The organism is Bacillus cereus group sp. BfR-BA-01347, assembly GCF_022663835.1.
Taxonomy (GTDB): Bacteria; Bacillota; Bacilli; order Bacillales; family Bacillaceae_G; genus Bacillus_A; species Bacillus_A thuringiensis_K.
This window is the reverse complement of the sequence record NZ_JAKUGG010000014.1, coordinates 143334-161028: the sequence shown is the minus strand read 5'-3', so window position 1 is coordinate 161028 and position 17695 is coordinate 143334. Positions and strand designations below refer to the sequence as shown.

Sequence of the window (17695 nt, the reverse complement as noted above, 5' to 3'; positions counted from 1 at the left end):
TATTATTTCATTAAGAGAGGGAAAGACATGGAAAGATTAAAAGAGATATGGTCTCGACCACTCACACAATGGGTTGCAAAGACGGTTTATTATCTTGCAATTTTATTTGCATTACTTTGGTTGTATGGATTCCATGATACAAACACAAGTACATTTATTTACAATGAATTCTAGGGTGGGAACGTTATGAAGTTATTAGAACAAATTGAAAAGTGGGCTGCAGAAACGCCTGATCAAACCGCTTTTGTTTGGCGAGATGCGAAAATTACGTACAAACAATTAAAGGAAGATTCTGATGCGTTAGCACATTGGATTTCTTCTGAGTATCCAGACGATCGTTCACCAATTATGGTGTATGGCCATATGCAACCTGAAATGATTATTAACTTTTTAGGATGTGTAAAAGCTGGACATGCTTACATTCCTGTAGATTTATCTATCCCAGCTGATCGTGTACAACGTATTGCTGAAAATTCTGGTGCGAAATTACTTTTATCGGCAACAGCAGTAACTGTAACTGATTTACCAGTTCGCATCGTAAGTGAAGACAACTTAAAAGATATTTTCTTTACTCATAAAGGGAACACTCCAAATCCTGAACATGCGGTAAAAGGTGATGAGAACTTCTACATTATTTACACATCAGGAAGCACAGGTAATCCGAAAGGGGTTCAGATTACTTATAACTGCCTTGTTAGCTTTACAAAATGGGCTGTAGAAGATTTCAACTTACAAACAGGGCAGGTATTCTTAAATCAAGCACCTTTCTCATTCGATTTATCTGTAATGGATATTTACCCATCATTAGTAACAGGTGGTACACTTTGGGCAATCGATAAAGATATGATTGCGCGTCCAAAAGACTTGTTTGCTTCTTTAGAGCAATCGGATATTCAAGTATGGACTTCCACACCTTCTTTCGCTGAAATGTGTTTAATGGAAGCATCTTTCTCTGAGAGTATGCTACCGAACATGAAAACATTCTTATTCTGCGGTGAAGTGTTACCAAATGAAGTGGCTAGAAAATTAATTGAGCGTTTCCCAAAAGCAACAATTATGAATACTTACGGTCCAACAGAAGCTACTGTCGCTGTAACAGGTATTCACGTTACAGAAGAAGTGCTTGATCAATACAAATCACTTCCAGTTGGCTACTGTAAATCAGACTGCCGCCTTCTTATTATGAAAGAAGATGGAACGATTGCACCTGATGGTGAAAAAGGTGAAATCGTAATTGTCGGTCCAAGCGTAAGCGTTGGATATTTAGGAAGCCCTGAATTAACAGAAAAAGCATTTACTATGATTGACGGTGAGCGCGCCTATAAAACAGGCGATGCTGGCTATGTTGAAAATGGTCTTCTATTCTATAATGGTCGTCTTGATTTCCAAATTAAGCTGCATGGTTATCGAATGGAATTAGAAGAAATTGAGCATCACCTTCGTGCGTGTTCTTACGTAGAAGGTGCAGTTATCGTTCCAATTAAAAAAGGTGAAAAATACGATTATTTATTAGCGGTTGTTGTTCCTGGAGAACATTCATTTGAAAAAGAATTCAAATTAACATCTGCAATCAAAAAAGAACTCAATGAGCGATTACCAAACTACATGATTCCACGTAAATTCATGTATCAATCTTCTATTCCAATGACACCAAATGGAAAGGTAGATCGCAAAAAATTATTGAGTGAGGTTACAGCATGACCGCATATGGATCATTTTATTTTTTCGCTATAGTGGGCATTTTATTAATACCTACTATCATAGCTGGATTAAAAGGTAAAATGTTGCGTAAATATAATGCAGTATTAACATTAGTCATGATTGCTATTATCTTCTCAGATAAACCGAAGCAAGCGATTATGTTAGCCGCATTTATTATTTGGCAATATGCCCTAATTAAAGGCTATTTACTTTTAAGAAAACAAAATAATAGTACATTCACATTTTGCATAGCTGTTATTTTATCGATTTTGCCTCTTATTTTGGCAAAAATCGCACCGTTTGCATCGTTTTTACCTGAGTTAAAACTTGTTGTTTTTCTAGGTATATCTTACGTAACATTCAGAGCAGTTCAGATGGTATTTGAAGTTCGTGATGGTTTAATTAAAGAGCTTTCTTTCTTTAACTTCTGGGAATTCGTTTTATTCTTCCCTGCGATTTCAACAGGACCTATCGATCGTTACCGAAGATTCCAAAAAGATATTCAAAAGCCACCTAGCGCTGAAGAATATCAAAATTTACTATATACAGGACTAAATCGTATTTTCCAAGGTTTCTTGTATAAATTTATTATTGCTTACTTAATAAAGCAATATTGTATGGACCCAGCATTCGCTCAACACGATACAATATTTTCAAATATGATTTACATGTATAGCTATAGCTTATATCTATTCTTTGATTTTGCTGGTTATAGCTCTTTTGTAATTGGTGTAAGTTATATGATGGGAATTAAAACGCCAGAAAACTTCAATAAGCCATTCCTTAGTCGTAATATTAAAGACTTCTGGAACCGCTGGCACATGAGTTTATCATTCTGGTTCCGTGATTTTATTTACATGCGTTTCGTCTTTTTTGCAACGAAGAAAAAGTTAATTAAGAACCGTTACACAATTTCGTATATCGGTGCATTTTTAAACTTCTTCATTATGGGAATTTGGCATATCCAAGGAAGCGCTGTTGCGCAGTATATTATTTATGGTCTATACCATGCCGCACTGTTTATTTTATTCGATATTTTCGAACGAAAAAACAAAAAGCATAAGTTTTGGCCAAACAATAAATTTACACGCATCCTTGCGATTGTAATTACGTTCCACGTTGTATGTTTCGGTTTCCTAATCTTCTCTGGACACCTTAACAGATACTTTTAATGCACCCTTCTTATTCCATTAAGAAGTTGCACATATAATAATTTCGGATATAAAGGAGATTTTAAAAATGGCAGAATTCAAAGAGCAAGTCTTAGATATTTTAGAAGAAGTATGTGAAAACGATATTGTGAAAGAAAACTTAGATGTTCAATTATTTGAAGAAGGTATCCTTGATTCTTTCGCTGTAGTATCTTTATTAGTTGAATTCCAAGAGCGTTTAGATATTGAAGTTTCTATTTCTGATTTTGACCGTGACGAGTGGGCTACACCAAACATGGTTATTAAAAAGTTGGAAGAAATCCGATGAACAAAGCAAAATTTGGTCCGATGCTTTTAGCATTGGCCCTTTTTGCTGTATTCTTACTTATTCCAACGCGCTTCCTACTTCCACTTTTAAGTGATGAAAAAGTAGAACAAGCTGCTACTTCTTTAAAAGAAGAAAAAATTCAAAGTATGATTTTACAGCAAAAGATGTTAGCAGATCCAAAATATCTTCCGATGTACGGTTCATCGGAATTCGCACGTATGGATGCTTTCCATCCATCTAATTATTTTAAAGTAAAGCCTGAAGGATTTACGCCATTCCTTCTTGGACGCGGCGGAACACAAGACCTTGTACATGTGTTAAACTTCGCATCTACAATGGATCAATTGAAAGATAAGAAAATGGTATTCGTTCTTTCTCCGCAATGGTTTGTACCACAAGGTATTGACGAAACGCACTTTGCACCTAACTTTTCAAAACAACAAGGTTACCACTTCATTTTCAACAATGATTTAAAACCTGAAATGAAAAAACAAATTGCAAAGCGTTTATTAAACTTTGAGATTGTAAAAAAAGAAACTTTATTAAAAATTTCGCTTGAAGGTATCGCTTATGATGATACGAAGTATAAAGTAAAAGCACTTGCTGCTAAACCTTTTGCTTATATTTACCGTAACATTTTAGATCGTAAAGATTTATTTACAGCTATGTTTAATATTAAACCGCACAAAGAGAAGCTTGACCCTTCATTAAAACAAATGAACTGGGAAGAGGCTCGTAAACATGCAGATCAAACAGGTGCAGCAGAATCTGGATCTAATGAATATGGTATCGAAGATGGTTACTTCAATAGCAAAATTAAGAAAAAATTAAAACAACGTGAAGGTTACTTAAAAAATGATGCTTATGACCAATCGCCAGAATATGAAGATTTACAAATTGTACTTGATTTATTAAAACAATCTGGTGCAAAACCACTCTTCATTTCTGTTCCTGTCAAAGGTCCTTGGTACGACTACGCTGGCTTCCCAAAAGAACGCCGCGAAGCATACTATAAGAAAGTTCATGAGCAAATTGAAAAAGCTGGGTATCCAATTGCCGACTTCTCAAATCATGAATACGATAAATACTTCTTAAAAGATCATATGCACTTAGGTTGGAAAGGCTGGGTTTACATCGACGAAGCCATCCAACAGTTTTATAAAGCAAACTAATGAAAAGACCGCTTGAATTACTCAAGTGGTCTTTTTGTATATATTTTGTAATTGTTCGATTGCATTCTCTGCTTCTTTCATAACTCGCTCCACTACATGCTGAGCTGATTCGATTCGAGCTAACGATGCTGCCTGTCCTGCCCAAAGCGACATATATCCTTCCTTATTTTGCTTCGCTGCCTCTTTGCGTATTTTAGAAGTTAATACGTTTTGCACTGGATACATGGGAAGCCCTTCTTCTTTTCCTTCATGTCTCTCTATAAATTCATTCCGAATACCGCGTGCATATTTCCCGGAAAACGCACGAGTTACAGTTGTGCTCGTATCTGTACTATGTAAAACCGCTTCTTTATACACATCGTGCGTAATACTCTCTTCACTTGTTAAAAAGGCTGATCCCATTTGAACACCTTCTGCTCCTAGTGCCAATGCCGCAACAAGCCCTTGTCCGTTCATTACACCACCTGCTGCGACAATTGGGGTATGCGGAACAGCCCCTACTAACTGAGGTATTAACGCAAACGTACCAATCATAGCATCTCGTTCTTTCCCAATAAACGTTCCTCTATGCCCTCCTGCTTCGCTACCTTGCCCAATAATAATATCTACTCCTAGCTCAGCAAGTACTTTCGCTTCCTTCACATGGGTAGCTGTTCCGATGACTTTTATTCCACTTCTTTTTAAATCATTTATTTCTTCTTTTTCTAACGTTTGAAATGCAAAGCTAACGACCGGTACTTTTTCATCTAATAGCACTTGTAATTGTTCCTTATAGCTTTTTGGAAGCTTTAACGTTCCTTCTACTTCTATACCTAATTCTCTATTCACTCCGCTTAGTAATACTTTCGCCTCATTTACCTTCTCTTCTTCTATTTGTATCTCTTTCGTTACAAGTAAATTAACACCGAAAGGCTTATCTGTTAGTTCTCTTATTCTATAAATCGCTTCACGAATTTGTTCTGGGCTCATATAGCCCGCTCCAAGCGTCCCTAATCCTCCGCTATTACTTACTGCTGCAACAAGTTCTGGCGTCGTAATCGCGCCTGCCATACCGGCTTGAACAACGGGATACTCAATTTTTAATATGTCTGTTACTCGACTTGTAAACATCATTTTCCCTCCTATTTCCCTTATATCTTCTTTATTTGATAAGCTTTCCCCTGCTTTTGCAAGGGTTGAACTTCATATGAAGCGAATATATTGAAAGAGAAGGAGGCTGAGCTTAATGATTTATCCAAATGCATTAAAACAAGGTGATACAGTAATGATCATTGCACCATCTGGTCCACCTACAATCGAAAATGTATTAAAAGGTGTGAATGTATTACAAGAGATGGGGTTATCCGTAATAATCGGGAAGAGCGTTTACGAGAAATATGGATTTTTAGCCGGAAGTGATCAAGTTCGGCTTGACGATATACATGAAGCATTTACAAATAATGAAGTGAAGGCCGTTTTCTGTGCACGAGGTGGTTACGGAAGTGCTCGTCTCCTCCCTCACATTCAATATGAAATCATTCGGCAAAACCCTAAAATCTTTTGGGGATATAGCGATATTACAGCTTTACATACTGCTGTTTCACGTTATGCAAAGCTTATAACATTTCATGGTCCGATGATTGAAGAACTAGGAAAAGGTATTGATTCCCTATCTTTATCCTCTTTCAATCAGCTATTCCATCCGTATTCAACCATTTTATCTGCATCAGAATGTATCGTACCTAGCTCTCACAGTACAGTTACAGGTACGTTAGTTGGAGGAAATTTAGCTGTGTTAACAAGTATAATTGGCTCGCCCTACGAGATAAATACGGACAATACACTTTTATTACTTGAAGACATTGGTGAAGAACCGTACCGCATTGACCGTATGTTAAATCAGCTACTTTTATCTGGAAAGTTTAATGAATGCAGGGGCGTTATTTTTACAAGTTGTCACGACTGCACTCCTTCAAAGCCATCTCAATCATTGCAAGCAATATTATATGAATATTTCGCACCATATCATATACCGGTCCTATTCGGTTTACCAATTGGACATATAAGTCCAAACATTGGGATTCCTCTTGGAGCTACAGCTACAATAAGTACACATAATAAAACACTCTCTATTGCTTCCGGCGTAGCCACCCCGTGTTCAAATTAAAAAGGAAAAGCGATTACGCTTTTCCTTTTATTTATAATAGTTAAAAATTCGTCCAGATGCGATATCTGCAATTTCTTCTGGAATAAATGTTTTACTTATATCAGTGCCAACATTTAATACAGCTGTAGCATCTTTCTCAATGCTACCAAATAACTCTTTCCCACGTATCTTAATAAGGGGCGTTCCTTCTGGCAACACATCTTTTACAAATTCCATTTGTGTAAAGAACGGAACGATCCATCTACCTTCTCCTTGGAAATGACGCAAACGAAGTATTCCTTCTGTTGCCCCGTCCTCTGCTTCTAGTGAACCAGCAACATAAAACTCAGTAGATAAGAGCAATTCATAAAATTCCTTTTGCTTCTGTTTATCATCACCTGCTACAACAAGTACCTCTTCTAATTTCTTTACTGAAATTTGCTCCATATGATGCCACCCCTATTTTCAAAATGATTGTACTTAGATTATACGAAATATTCTTATTTTTTTCTACATAATTCGCAATTATTTTCTTAAAATAATTTTAATACTTCTTTTGTCGTCACAATCGTAGCAAACTCTTCATGTAAATTTACAAGTGTCATATTGTGAATATCTTCTGCACTATACTCCTTACCATCTAAACCTTTACGGTTAAAAGTAGCCGTTGCATCACTCACTAAATACGTTGTAAATCCTAAATTCCCTGCCATTCGTGTCGTAGTTTCCACGCAATGATTTGTCGTTAATCCTACAACCACTACTGCATTACATTTGTTCTTTCTTAATTGCTCTTCTAAATTTGTCCCAATGAACGCGCTGTTAACGAATTTCTGAATAACCACTTCACCAAGTAGTGGTTGCACTTCTTCTTTAAAGTTTACCGTTTCCGCTCTCTCATAAAACATTGACTGAGCATTTTCTTTATTTACATGTTGAATATGAAAAACTGGTCGTTTCCTTTTTCTCCATTCTTCTAATAAAATTCTCATGTTTTCTTCAGCAAAAATATTATTTCTCTCGCCCCAATCTGGTAATTGAAACGCCTTTTGTACATCGATTATGATAAGTGCTATTTGATTTGTCATCATTTCCCCTTAATTTGGCTGTAATTGAAATAGAAAACCAAGTTGTTGTGACGCAGTAATAAAGCAAACATAGGCGCAAAGCTCTACAATTTCTTTTTCTGTCCAATATTGTTTTAATACGTGAAACATAGTATCATCTATTGCTTTTCGGTCATGAACAAATGTATGCGCAAAAGTAACGGCTACGCCAATCTCCTCTGCCTTTTGCACATCATCAGGTCTTCCCTTTGCCATACAGTACGGACATTCATTCCCATACGCTAATGTTCTTCTCACTTGCTCCTTCAACTCTGCTGAAAGAGTTCCTTTATTGTACAGTGTATCTTCTAACGTACTCCACGAATGTAATATATCCGAATTATGCCCTAATAACTTTTGAAACTTTGTATCTCCTACATTTGATAATGAAATTCTCTCCATCATTTCCCCTCCTATTTCCTTCTGTTTTATTGTAAAATAAATAACGTTCACTTTACATTTCATATGAATCTTAATTTATATTTTTCCTTTACAAAAATCATTATTTTACTGGAGGTATATTTACAAATGCAATTAGACCGTGTTGATCGAAAAATTTTAAATGAATTATATAATGATAGTCGCCTTTCGATGCGTGAATTGGCGAAACGAGTAAACTTATCTGCTCCGTCTACTTCAGAACGTGTTCGTAAGCTCGAAAGCGAAGGTGTTATTCAAAAATACACAATCGATATTGATTATAAAAAGGCTGGACTCGTTTTAGATTGTATTTTAGAAATTACTTTAAAAAATGGTGATACAACACGTATGCAACAATTTATTCAGTCTTATCCATCTGCAAGTTTTTGTTACCGAGTAACAGGAAGCTTATGCTACATTGTAAAAATTTCTGTTCCTTCACTCGTTGAACTTGAAGAATTTATCAATGATGTTTCTTCATATGCAACGACCGTTTCTCATATCGTATTATCAGAAGTATCTCTTACTCCTGATATTGAACATATCTTCCCAGAAGATTAATTTATTTTTATTCATAAAATATAAAAAAACCCCTTACAATAAGAATAAAAATAATATATTATGTATTAAAATACATAAAGTTCGAGAAAGGGGCTTTACATTGAAAATCTGGTTTTATGAAAAAACGGCACAATTAGATGACTTGCTTGGTATTTGGGACAATGTTCCAACCATCCCGCGAATTGGTGAAAAAGTGGAGATTTTAAAGACGGTCCGCACTGTTACAGATATTAAATATGTAAAGAACGGTAATAATTTTCGAGTGGAAATTATTACAAATTAAAAAGTAGCTCCTTAGGAGCTACTTTTTAATTATCTACTATGTGCTTTCTTTATAACGATTTTATCTTCTTCTACAGATACTGTTACATAATCATTTTCTTCTAACCTAAGCTTATTTACAGCCTCATCTGGTAACTCTATGGCCATCAATCTATCGGTTACGATCACTTGACTATACACTTCATTCTCTTGTGATGCATTCACTACTTTTTGCTCATTTATAAAACGTACTGGTGGCACGCCAACTTCTTTTACTGTACGCCATTGTTTCCCAATATAAGGAATTAACCAAAGTAATCCGACAAGCGTAAGACCGATACCAATCCATAAATTACTTTGCGCTTGTAATTCAGTAATTGAGATTGTACCACTTTCTTCTCCACTGAAAAATTGTATACTTGTTGCAATCAAATTATTTAGAGCGTGCACAGCTATATTCGTCCATATATTTTTTGTCTTTATGTATAAAAGACACATAACCATACCAAACATGAACGCACCAATAACATCAAAATGTCCTAGGCCAAAAATAATTGAAGATATAATTACAGCTTTTTTAATTCCCCATTTATAAGCCATTCGCTGTAAGAAAAATCCCCTAAAAATAACCTCTTCCATAATAGGTGCTAACACACATGCTGAAATGAAAGTAAATATCGTCATATATACGTTACTCGTATTAATAACATTTCCGTCTTCTAGCATAGTAACTAAGAAATTCGGTAACGTATGTGCTAATATGTAAAATTGAATCTGAGATATGCCAACTGAAAAAATCATCCCCATTATCGTTGCTAATACAATTAATCCCCAAGGTAAACGTCCTGGCTTATCAAAAAAACTGTTGAATACAACATTATTTTTATTTGTTTTTACGTATAGCCAAAGTAACGGAAATACAAAAAATACAGTTATTTGTGAAATAACCTCCATCGTATTCTCAGAAACATTTGCTAGACCTAATGGGATCATTATAAGGAGCACCCCTATAATCATCCATCCAAAAAAGCTACGTAGCCTTATACGTGAAAATGCATAGTGCATATAAAACACCCCCAAAGATAGTAAAAATACAATAAAACTTTAATCAGTACTTTATAGGCAATCCTTTCCCTATAAATAGCAGGATAACTAAATTATAATATGAATATAGTTGAAACTCTTCCTATTTTTCTCAAATCATTTCAAACAGCATATCTCTTAAAATACCATATCGCTGTTCTTCAAGTTTCAATCTAAGTGAATTTTATGTAATAAAAATCCCCGTTTTTACAAGCGGGGATTTCTTTTATTATAATACGTCACGTTTTTGGAATAATGCACTTGATGCTACAAGTAATACAACAAAGTATGCAGCTATAAGTAATAATGAAGTTGTAAATGTAAATTCTGTAAATGTAGGTTCTACTCCCCCACTAATTAATTTATTGCTGTCGTAAGCTCTTAAATCCAAATGGCTGAATACTACAAACTTCGCTACACCTTTTGCAAACATCATTAATACCATGTTAATTGTACCTTGTAAGAATAATAGAAACATCGTAATAATTATTGGTAATACAGACTTTCTAAACACATTTGCTAAGAAAAATGCAAGTGTTGCAAAGAAAAATGGTGATAGCAGCTGATATAATATTGTTTTTAAAACAATTCCTAACGTTAATTCAGTTTTACTACCGTCCATTACAATTACACCAATAATCAAAGCAATTAACGTACTAGCAAATACGATAAATAACATCGTTAATAATACTGTAATATATTTAGAAAATAAAATTGTCATTCGTTTTCTTGGACGAATTAATAATTGCTTAATCGTTCCTTTTTGGAATTCATCTGTAATTGTACGAGAAGCTATTGTAATTCCAAAGATCGTTGTGAATATCATAATTAAGCCGATATTTGAACTCGCAAAATCTAAGTAAGATCCACTTAAGCTACCAGCGTCGCCCCATTTCGCCAATACTACTGTTCCTAAAATCTCCAATAAAGCAATTACACCTATTAAAATATACATACCTTTTTTCGCATGCAACTTTAAAAATTCATTTTGAATTAATTTAAACATTACGCTTTCACTCCCCCAGTAATCGCTAAGAACTCATCCTCTAACGTTTTATTTTGAACAGTAACTCCGTATACAAGCACATCAGCATGAACAAGTTTTTTTACAAGTTGCGGAATGTTGTCTTTTGTTACAGATGCTACAATTACATTCCCTTTTGCTTTGCCTTTAATGATTTCATTCGCTTTCTGAACTTCATCTACTTCAAACGCTACAACGACTGCCTCATCATGTTTCACTTTTTCATGTAAGTTGTACTCTTGAACAAACTCACCTTGTTTAATAATAACGACGCGATCACACATTAATTCAATTTCACTCAATAAGTGACTTGATACGATTACAGCAATATTCTCTTCTTTCGCTAAACGTTGTAAATAATCACGAATTTGGCGAATACCAGCTGGATCTAATCCATTTGTCGGCTCATCTAAAATTAAGATTTTCGGCTGATGAAGTAATGCTTGTGCAATTCCTAAACGTTGTTTCATACCAAGTGAATATGTTTTCACCTTTTTATGAATCGCATGCTCTAATTCAACAAGCTTTATAATCTCAGCAATGCGCTCTTTACTAATTGGTGTAATGGCCATGTTCGCAAAATGCTTTAAGTTTTGCATTCCTGTCATATAATCATATAGTTCAGGATTTTCTACAATCGCTCCAATTTGCTCTAGCGCCTTTTCACGCTCCGAGCGAATACTATGTCCACAAATTGTAATATCGCCCTCTGTCATTGAAATAAGACCTGTCATCATACGGATCGTCGTCGTCTTACCGCTACCGTTCGGCCCAAGGAATCCGTATACTTCTCCTTCACGAACCTCAAATGATAAACCACGAATAATTTCCGTTCCACCAATCTTTTTTCGAACATTCTCTAACTTTACTACTACGTTTCCCAATGCTGATTCCTCCTTTAGACTTCTAGTTTTTTATCGATAATATAAGCAATTACATATATTATTAGAGCACTAACCATTACCATGAAACTTATATTAAAAATGTTAAATCCATTTTCTTGAAACATATTAATAAACAGACTCTTGCTTTCACTATGATATTCTACTCTTCGTAATACTTGGAAAGCTGGAGCTAATTTTCCTAGCAAGGTTGTCGCTAAAGTAATCGCTATATTTATTACTAGAAAAATAATAACAATTAGTATATTTTGCGCCTTTTTCTTTTTCGTAAGTAACTTAACTAGAGTAATTACTAATATAATTTGTAACACACTAAACAAAAACTCAAATAAATCACTTATCATATATATTAAATTATTAATTATGCCTACTTGCATAATCTCTTTTGCCTCTACATATACAGAAGTCGTAGGAAAAGCTAATACATAACTTACGTAGAAAAGAATTCCACATATCCCATACCATATAGCCATTGCAATAAATGAGAAAATAAGCATAGAAATTACATATTGTTTCCCAGATATTGCTGTAAGTCGTAACATTGGATTAGTCAGTAAGCGTGAATATGATTTCATTGTTTGTATAAACATATAAACAATATAAAAGAAAAATATAATCATAATGATTCCAAATATGCCCTCTTGTCTACTGATAGCCGCATCACTTTTTCTTACAATCATTTGTGAAAATAACACAGCTTCAATTAGCACAAAGAGTAAAAAAGTAACAATATATCTTTTCTTATTTACATTCCATAAATAGGAAAGTACTGACTTCACTTACTAAACACCTCCTTAAAAAATTCATGAACTGCTTTTCCTCTCTGAAAACGAATTTCTTCTACATTTTCATATAGAACCATTTCTCCATCTTTTAAAAAGATCACTTCATCAAAAATATTTTCAATTTCATTTATTAAGTGAGTGGAAATTAATATCGTACAATCTTCCCTATAGAACTGTAGAATTAGATCCAATACATGTTCTCTAGAAAGAGGATCAATCCCGCCCAATGGCTCATCCAGTACATATAGCTTCGCTTCTCGAGAAAACGTTAAAATAATCTGCAGCTTCTCAACCATACCTTTTGACAATGCTGTAATTTTTTCTTCTAACGGTATTTTAAATTCTGCAATCGTATCTACTGCTTTTTGAATATCGAAGTCTTTATAAAAATCTCGGTAAAAAAATAAAGCATCTTTTACAGTCATCCAATCATCAAAGACTGGCTTATCGGACATAAATGAAACGATTTCTTTCGACTGTAACCCTACCTTTTTACCATCTATTGTAATCCTACCTTCAGAAGGATATTGCAAGCCTGCAATCATTTTCAATAACGTCGTTTTCCCGCTCCCGTTATCTCCAACAAGCCCAACGATTTTCCCTTCCGTAATCTCTATGTTTAATTCACGGATCACTGCTTTTAATCCATATCTCTTCCATAAGTTTTCTATTTTTAATAGCTTTGTCATTGGCTCTCCTCCCTCTTATCATGTAATGAAGAACGAAGAATTGTAAGAATTTCTTCTTCTGAAAAACCTAAATTGTCCATTCCATCTATAAAAGAATGAAGTAATTCTTTCGCCATCTCTTTTCGCAGCTCCATAATTTTCTCCCCTTCATTCGTTACATACCGTCCCATTCCTCTACGTGTTACAACAACTCCATCCCGTTCTAGCTCTTGAAATGTACGCTGAATCGTATTTGGATTCACTTGTAATTCACTCGCTAATTCACGGACAGAGGGAATTTTATCACCAGGCAATAAATGTCCTGTTACGATCTCTTTTTTTATGTATTCCATTACCTGAATGTAAATTGGTGTATTTGGAGAAAACTCTATTTTCATTTCTTCCCTCCTTTCGTATCGGTGTACTAGTTAAATAATACACCGATACAAAAGGTTTGTAAATACCCATTTAATTACAAAAAAGTTCTATCCGTTAAACGAATAGAACTTCCCAATATAAATCGCTATACAAAATAATAGTGTTATGTAAACAAAATTATAAAGAAAAACTGTCTTATCAATGAATAAGACAGTTTTTCTTTATAATCCTATATTAAAAGTTAAACACGAAGTCATCGTCAGCTAACTTTTCAACGTTCGTTGCTTTTACGTAACCATTTCCTTTTACAGAGAAGAAATCATGGTTTTTCGTATCTGTACGTAAACCATTTAAAACGATTGGGTTAATTTCTTCTTCTTCAAACTTCGGCTCAAGTCCTAAGTTCATAAGCCCTTTATTTGCATTGTAACGAACGAAACGATTTACATCTTCTACAAGACCGATAGAAGTGTAAATTTCTTCTGTATAGGCCATTTCAATTTCATATAGTTCCATTAATAACTCTTGTGTTTCTTTTTGCACTTCTTGTTGCTCTTCTGCAGAAAGTTCTGCGAAGATTTGTTGTGCTAAAATACCGACGAATACGCCGTGAATTGACTCATCACGAATTATCAAGTTGATAATCTCACCACTTGCTGTTAGTTTTCCTTGACCAGCTAAGTAAAGTGGATAGAAGAATCCGCTATAGAATAAGTAACTTTCTAAGAACACACTTGCTACCATTGCCATGTATAACTCTTTTTTTGTTACTTCAGGCTTTAATAAACGACGATAGTAACCAGTAATAATACCAGCTTTTTTCTCAAGTAACGGATGATTGTCTACCCAGTCAAAAATATCATCAATCTCTTCTTCTGTAGCTAACGTTGTGAAAATGTGACTATAACTTTTCGCATGTACTTCTTCCATAGCTCCCATGAAAGCTAATACACTTTTCGCTTGTAAATTTTCAAGATGAACAAGTACAAGTGGCATTCCTTCGCCACCTTGTTTCGTATCTAAAAGTGTTAAACCACCTAATACACGCTTATAAGCAATTTGCTCTTCTTTCGATAATTGCACCCAAGTATTTTTGTCAGACGAAACCGCAATTTCTTCTTCTGTCCAAAACTGAGCGATGTTTTGCTTCCAAAACATTAAACTAAAATCATCTTCTTTTTTGTTCCAGTTTACCGCACGCATTAAATCGCCCCTTCTCTAAATATGATAACTAAGCATGAGCAGGGTTCAGAAAACCCTGCTCATCATGTCTCACTTTTTATATTAAACGGTACAAGCCACACACTCTTCCACGCTTAATTTACGTGTTCTCGTATAATACAGACTCTTTAAGCCTTTTTTATGTGCATAGATGTAGTAACGTGCTAATTCACGTGTTGAAATATCACTATTAACGTAAAGAATTGTACTAATTCCTTGGTCAATATGTTCTTGAATTTCTGCGATTAAATCAATTAATTTAAACTGATTCATATCGTAAGAAGATTTATAGTACCAGAACGTATCTTTTGATAAATACGGCATTGGATAATATGTTGTCGCGTTCGCATATGTTCTTGATTCGATTTGACTTACGATCGGCATTACGCTTGAAGTTGCATTTTGAACGTAACTGATTGATTGTGTTGGAGCAATGGCAAGACGATATGAGTTGTATAAACCATTCTTTTGCACTTGCTCTTTTAAACTTGTCCAATCTTCTTTTGTTGGAATATGAATTCCTTCAAATAGTTGCTGAACTTTTTCAGTTACTGGGCTGTAATCTGTCGTTTCATACTTTTCAAAGTATGTGCCATTCGCATAATCAGATTTATCGAAGTCTTTAAATGTCTCGCCTTTTTCTGTAGCGATTTCCATACTTTTCTCAATAGAATAGTAATTTAACATCATAAAGAATGTACGAGCGAATTCTTTCGCTTCTGCACTTTCATAAGCGATTTTATTTTTTGCTAAATATCCGTGTAAGTTCATTGCTCCAAGTCCAACTGAATGAAGCTCGTCATTCGCTTTTTTCACAGTTGGTGCATTCGGAATAATCGTCATATCAGAAACAGCTGTTAAAGCTTCCATTCCCGCATGAACTGCTTCACGAATTTCTTTATTTTCCATTACGTTTACGATATTTAACGATCCTAAGTTACAGTTAATATCACGACGGATAATGTCATCTGTACCGTAATCATTTATTTCTGAAGTTTCTTGAAGCTGGAAGATTTCTGTACATAAGTTCGACATCTTCACAGTTCCAATATCCTTCAATGGATGTTGATTATTTGCATTTGATTTAAACATTAAGTATGGGTAACCAGACTCAAGCTGAATCATGGCGATTTTAATAAGCATATCACGTGCACTAATATCTAGTGGCTTCTTCTTCACTTTCGGATTGCTCATTAATTCATCGTACATTTCATCAATGTCAATATCATCTAAATGCTTGCCATATTCTTTATAAACCGTATAAGGCGCGAAAACGTGGAAAGGTTCGTTTTTCTCAGCAAGCTCAAAGAACTTACTTGGAACGATAATTCCGATTGATAGAGACTGAATACGGCTCTTCTCATCGGCATTTATTTTTTTTGTATCAAGGAATTCAATAATATCCCAATGGAAAATGTTTAAATATACTGCACCGGCACCTTTTCGTTGGCCAAGCTGATTCGCATATGAAAACGAATCTTCAAGCAATTTCATAACAGGTACTACACCACTTGCAGCGTTGTCGATACCTTTAATTTGCTCACCACGTGCGCGTAGCTTAGATAAGTTTAAAGCTACTCCCCCGCCGATTTTTGATAATTGCATCGCAGTATTAATGTTAAAGCCGATTGAATTTAAACTATCGTCCATCTCTAACAAGAAACAAGACACCATTTCTCCTCTTCTGCTTCTTCCCGCATTTAAAAAGGTTGGTGTCGCTGGTTGGTAGTTTTGTTTTACAATCATGCTTGCGAATTGTCTTGCTTTCGAAACATCACCGCGTCCTAAGTATAATGAAACAATTGCTACACGATCTTCATAGCTTTCTAAGTATTGTTTTTGATCATTCGTTTTTAACGCATAATCTTTGTAGAACTTAGATGCTGCCATATAAGATTGGAACTCGAAGTTTTCACCATAAGCGATGTTATATACTTCCTCTACTTCCTCCAAGCTATACTCGTCCAGAACGTTGTAATAGTAATCATGTTCTTTCATATACTCCATTCGCTCTGCCACGCTATTAAAAGGAACGGTATTCTCTCTAGCTTCTTCCATAAAGACTTCTAATGCCTCTTTATCTTTATGAAGCTGATAAAAACCGTCCTGCATTTGCGTGATTTCATTATTCAGTTCAATGTGTCGCAATCTCCCGCACCCTTTCCTTAAAATATTCTACATCGTTATTTGTTCCAGATAACTCAAATTTTGATACAATAGGCACTTCATATTTAGTAGAAATCTTGTCAGCACTTGCACCGAACATGTCTCCCCAGTTACGATTGCCGCTTGCAGATACGCCTTTTAATTTTTCATTATTGCGCTCTAAAAAGTCTAAAACACGTTCTGGTACATTGCCAAAACCTGTTGTATACGTAATAAGAATAAAGTCTTCATCTATTACTAGATCTTCATCAATTTGAACGGCCGGCATATTTAATTTGTGAATGAAACGCTTCACGTTTCCTGTCATAGAATCATATGCAACTAACATTTCCGACCCTCCCTCTCAAATCTATATTCTCTATATGTTGTTCTTGATTTCTCTATATATTGTATTACGTTTCAAAATAAGACACAAGATATATGTATAAATTCTTTCTTTTTTTAACTTTTACTTTTCGACATGATAGCCGTTTTTTTTCAATACAATGACTATGAAACAACATTCTAAAACTCATGTCAATAAAGTGCTTTTCAAAAAAGTTGTCAACGAATTTAACCTTATTTTTAAAAAAGTTAACAATATATTTTGTCATAAAACGGTAGATGCTGAAGAAATATATTTCTCCAGCATCACGCAAAAAAG

The 17695-nt window shown here is 34.7% G+C and carries 21 protein-coding genes; 8 read left to right on the top strand and 13 right to left on the bottom strand.

Annotation, left to right across the window (positions count from 1 at the left end):
- The first annotated feature begins 27 nt into the window (after window positions 1-27).
- The 5 genes from MR143_RS20440 to dltD all read left to right on the top strand — a co-directional run bounded on the left by MR143_RS20440 (window position 28) and on the right by dltD (window position 4352).
- Entirely contained in the window at window positions 28-174 is a 147-nt protein-coding gene (locus MR143_RS20440; protein WP_000440293.1) for a teichoic acid D-Ala incorporation-associated protein DltX, read from the top strand.
- Window positions 175-186: 12 nt separating this feature from the next.
- Entirely contained in the window at window positions 187-1701 is a 1515-nt protein-coding gene (gene dltA / locus MR143_RS20435) for a D-alanine--poly(phosphoribitol) ligase subunit DltA (protein WP_000770505.1), read from the top strand.
- Window positions 1698-2873, top strand: a complete 1176-nt coding sequence (gene dltB / locus MR143_RS20430; RefSeq protein WP_000127930.1) for a D-alanyl-lipoteichoic acid biosynthesis protein DltB — start codon at window positions 1698-1700, stop codon at window positions 2871-2873. The genes dltA and dltB overlap by 4 nt, the downstream gene beginning before the upstream one ends.
- A gap of 67 nt (window positions 2874-2940) precedes the next feature.
- Entirely contained in the window at window positions 2941-3180 is a 240-nt protein-coding gene (gene dltC / locus MR143_RS20425) for a D-alanine--poly(phosphoribitol) ligase subunit DltC (RefSeq protein ID WP_000807310.1), read from the top strand.
- Window positions 3177-4352, top strand: a complete 1176-nt coding sequence (gene dltD / locus MR143_RS20420; protein WP_001030268.1) for a D-alanyl-lipoteichoic acid biosynthesis protein DltD — start codon at window positions 3177-3179, stop codon at window positions 4350-4352. Before dltC ends, dltD begins: the two co-directional genes overlap by 4 nt.
- Before the next feature lie 21 nt (window positions 4353-4373).
- Here dltD and MR143_RS20415 read toward each other — a convergent pair whose 3' ends face one another.
- On the bottom strand, window positions 4374-5462 hold the full coding sequence (locus tag MR143_RS20415; RefSeq protein ID WP_000495284.1) for an NAD(P)H-dependent flavin oxidoreductase: 1089 nt from the start codon (window positions 5460-5462) through the stop codon (window positions 4374-4376).
- Window positions 5463-5577: 115 nt separating this feature from the next.
- Here MR143_RS20415 and MR143_RS20410 point away from each other — a divergent pair, with 115 nt between their 5' ends.
- Window positions 5578-6498 (top strand): S66 peptidase family protein, encoded by a 921-nt coding sequence (locus tag MR143_RS20410; protein WP_000640069.1) that lies wholly within the window; start codon window positions 5578-5580, stop codon window positions 6496-6498.
- A 27-nt stretch (window positions 6499-6525) separates the two neighbouring features.
- On the opposite strand, the gene MR143_RS20405 is transcribed toward MR143_RS20410, so the two are convergent.
- The 3 genes from MR143_RS20405 to MR143_RS20395 all read right to left on the bottom strand — a co-directional run bounded on the left by MR143_RS20405 (window position 6526) and on the right by MR143_RS20395 (window position 7985).
- Window positions 6526-6924: an SseB family protein gene (locus tag MR143_RS20405; RefSeq protein ID WP_000435263.1), complete on the bottom strand. Its 399-nt coding sequence runs from the start codon at window positions 6922-6924 to the stop codon at window positions 6526-6528.
- 86 nt (window positions 6925-7010) lie between these two features.
- On the bottom strand, window positions 7011-7565 hold the full coding sequence (locus MR143_RS20400; RefSeq protein ID WP_000184437.1) for a cysteine hydrolase family protein: 555 nt from the start codon (window positions 7563-7565) through the stop codon (window positions 7011-7013).
- A 9-nt stretch (window positions 7566-7574) separates the two neighbouring features.
- Complete coding sequence (locus tag MR143_RS20395; RefSeq protein WP_000439757.1) at window positions 7575-7985, bottom strand: carboxymuconolactone decarboxylase family protein; 411 nt, start codon at window positions 7983-7985, stop codon at window positions 7575-7577.
- A gap of 126 nt (window positions 7986-8111) precedes the next feature.
- On the opposite strand from MR143_RS20395, the gene MR143_RS20390 reads away from it, so the two are divergent.
- Window positions 8112-8564: an Lrp/AsnC family transcriptional regulator gene (locus MR143_RS20390; RefSeq protein WP_001175505.1), complete on the top strand. Its 453-nt coding sequence runs from the start codon at window positions 8112-8114 to the stop codon at window positions 8562-8564.
- Between the two features lie 100 nt (window positions 8565-8664).
- Window positions 8665-8847, top strand: coding sequence for a DUF3913 family protein (locus MR143_RS20385; RefSeq protein ID WP_000707107.1), 183 nt, complete (start codon window positions 8665-8667; stop codon window positions 8845-8847).
- Between the two features lie 29 nt (window positions 8848-8876).
- Here the strand turns inward: MR143_RS20385 and MR143_RS20380 are convergent, their stop codons facing one another.
- The 9 genes from MR143_RS20380 to nrdI form a co-directional block, all read right to left on the bottom strand.
- Window positions 8877-9890, bottom strand: coding sequence for a CPBP family intramembrane glutamic endopeptidase (locus MR143_RS20380; protein ID WP_000558820.1), 1014 nt, complete (start codon window positions 9888-9890; stop codon window positions 8877-8879).
- Between the two features lie 247 nt (window positions 9891-10137).
- The gene (locus MR143_RS20375) at window positions 10138-10914 is read right to left on the bottom strand and encodes an ABC transporter permease (protein ID WP_000475437.1); all 777 of its coding nucleotides are present in this window, start codon (window positions 10912-10914) and stop codon (window positions 10138-10140) included.
- Window positions 10914-11816 (bottom strand): ABC transporter ATP-binding protein, encoded by a 903-nt coding sequence (locus MR143_RS20370; RefSeq protein WP_000528786.1) that lies wholly within the window; start codon window positions 11814-11816, stop codon window positions 10914-10916. Before MR143_RS20370 ends, MR143_RS20375 begins: the two co-directional genes overlap by 1 nt.
- 14 nt (window positions 11817-11830) lie before the next feature.
- The gene (locus MR143_RS20365) at window positions 11831-12613 is read right to left on the bottom strand and encodes a hypothetical protein (RefSeq protein WP_000843923.1); all 783 of its coding nucleotides are present in this window, start codon (window positions 12611-12613) and stop codon (window positions 11831-11833) included.
- A complete protein-coding gene (locus tag MR143_RS20360) occupies window positions 12610-13308 on the bottom strand; it encodes an ABC transporter ATP-binding protein (protein WP_000163898.1) in 699 nt (232 codons plus the stop codon). Before MR143_RS20360 ends, MR143_RS20365 begins: the two co-directional genes overlap by 4 nt.
- Window positions 13305-13685: a GntR family transcriptional regulator gene (locus tag MR143_RS20355; RefSeq protein ID WP_000687512.1), complete on the bottom strand. Its 381-nt coding sequence runs from the start codon at window positions 13683-13685 to the stop codon at window positions 13305-13307. Before MR143_RS20355 ends, MR143_RS20360 begins: the two co-directional genes overlap by 4 nt.
- 214 nt (window positions 13686-13899) lie before the next feature.
- Window positions 13900-14868: a class 1b ribonucleoside-diphosphate reductase subunit beta gene (gene nrdF, locus MR143_RS20350; RefSeq protein WP_001203025.1), complete on the bottom strand. Its 969-nt coding sequence runs from the start codon at window positions 14866-14868 to the stop codon at window positions 13900-13902.
- A gap of 81 nt (window positions 14869-14949) precedes the next feature.
- Entirely contained in the window at window positions 14950-17034 is a 2085-nt protein-coding gene (gene nrdE / locus MR143_RS20345; protein ID WP_001215839.1) for a class 1b ribonucleoside-diphosphate reductase subunit alpha, read from the bottom strand.
- On the bottom strand, window positions 17021-17380 hold the full coding sequence (gene nrdI / locus MR143_RS20340; protein ID WP_000959447.1) for a class Ib ribonucleoside-diphosphate reductase assembly flavoprotein NrdI: 360 nt from the start codon (window positions 17378-17380) through the stop codon (window positions 17021-17023). The genes nrdE and nrdI overlap by 14 nt, the downstream gene beginning before the upstream one ends.
- Window positions 17381-17695: the final 315 nt, after the last annotated feature.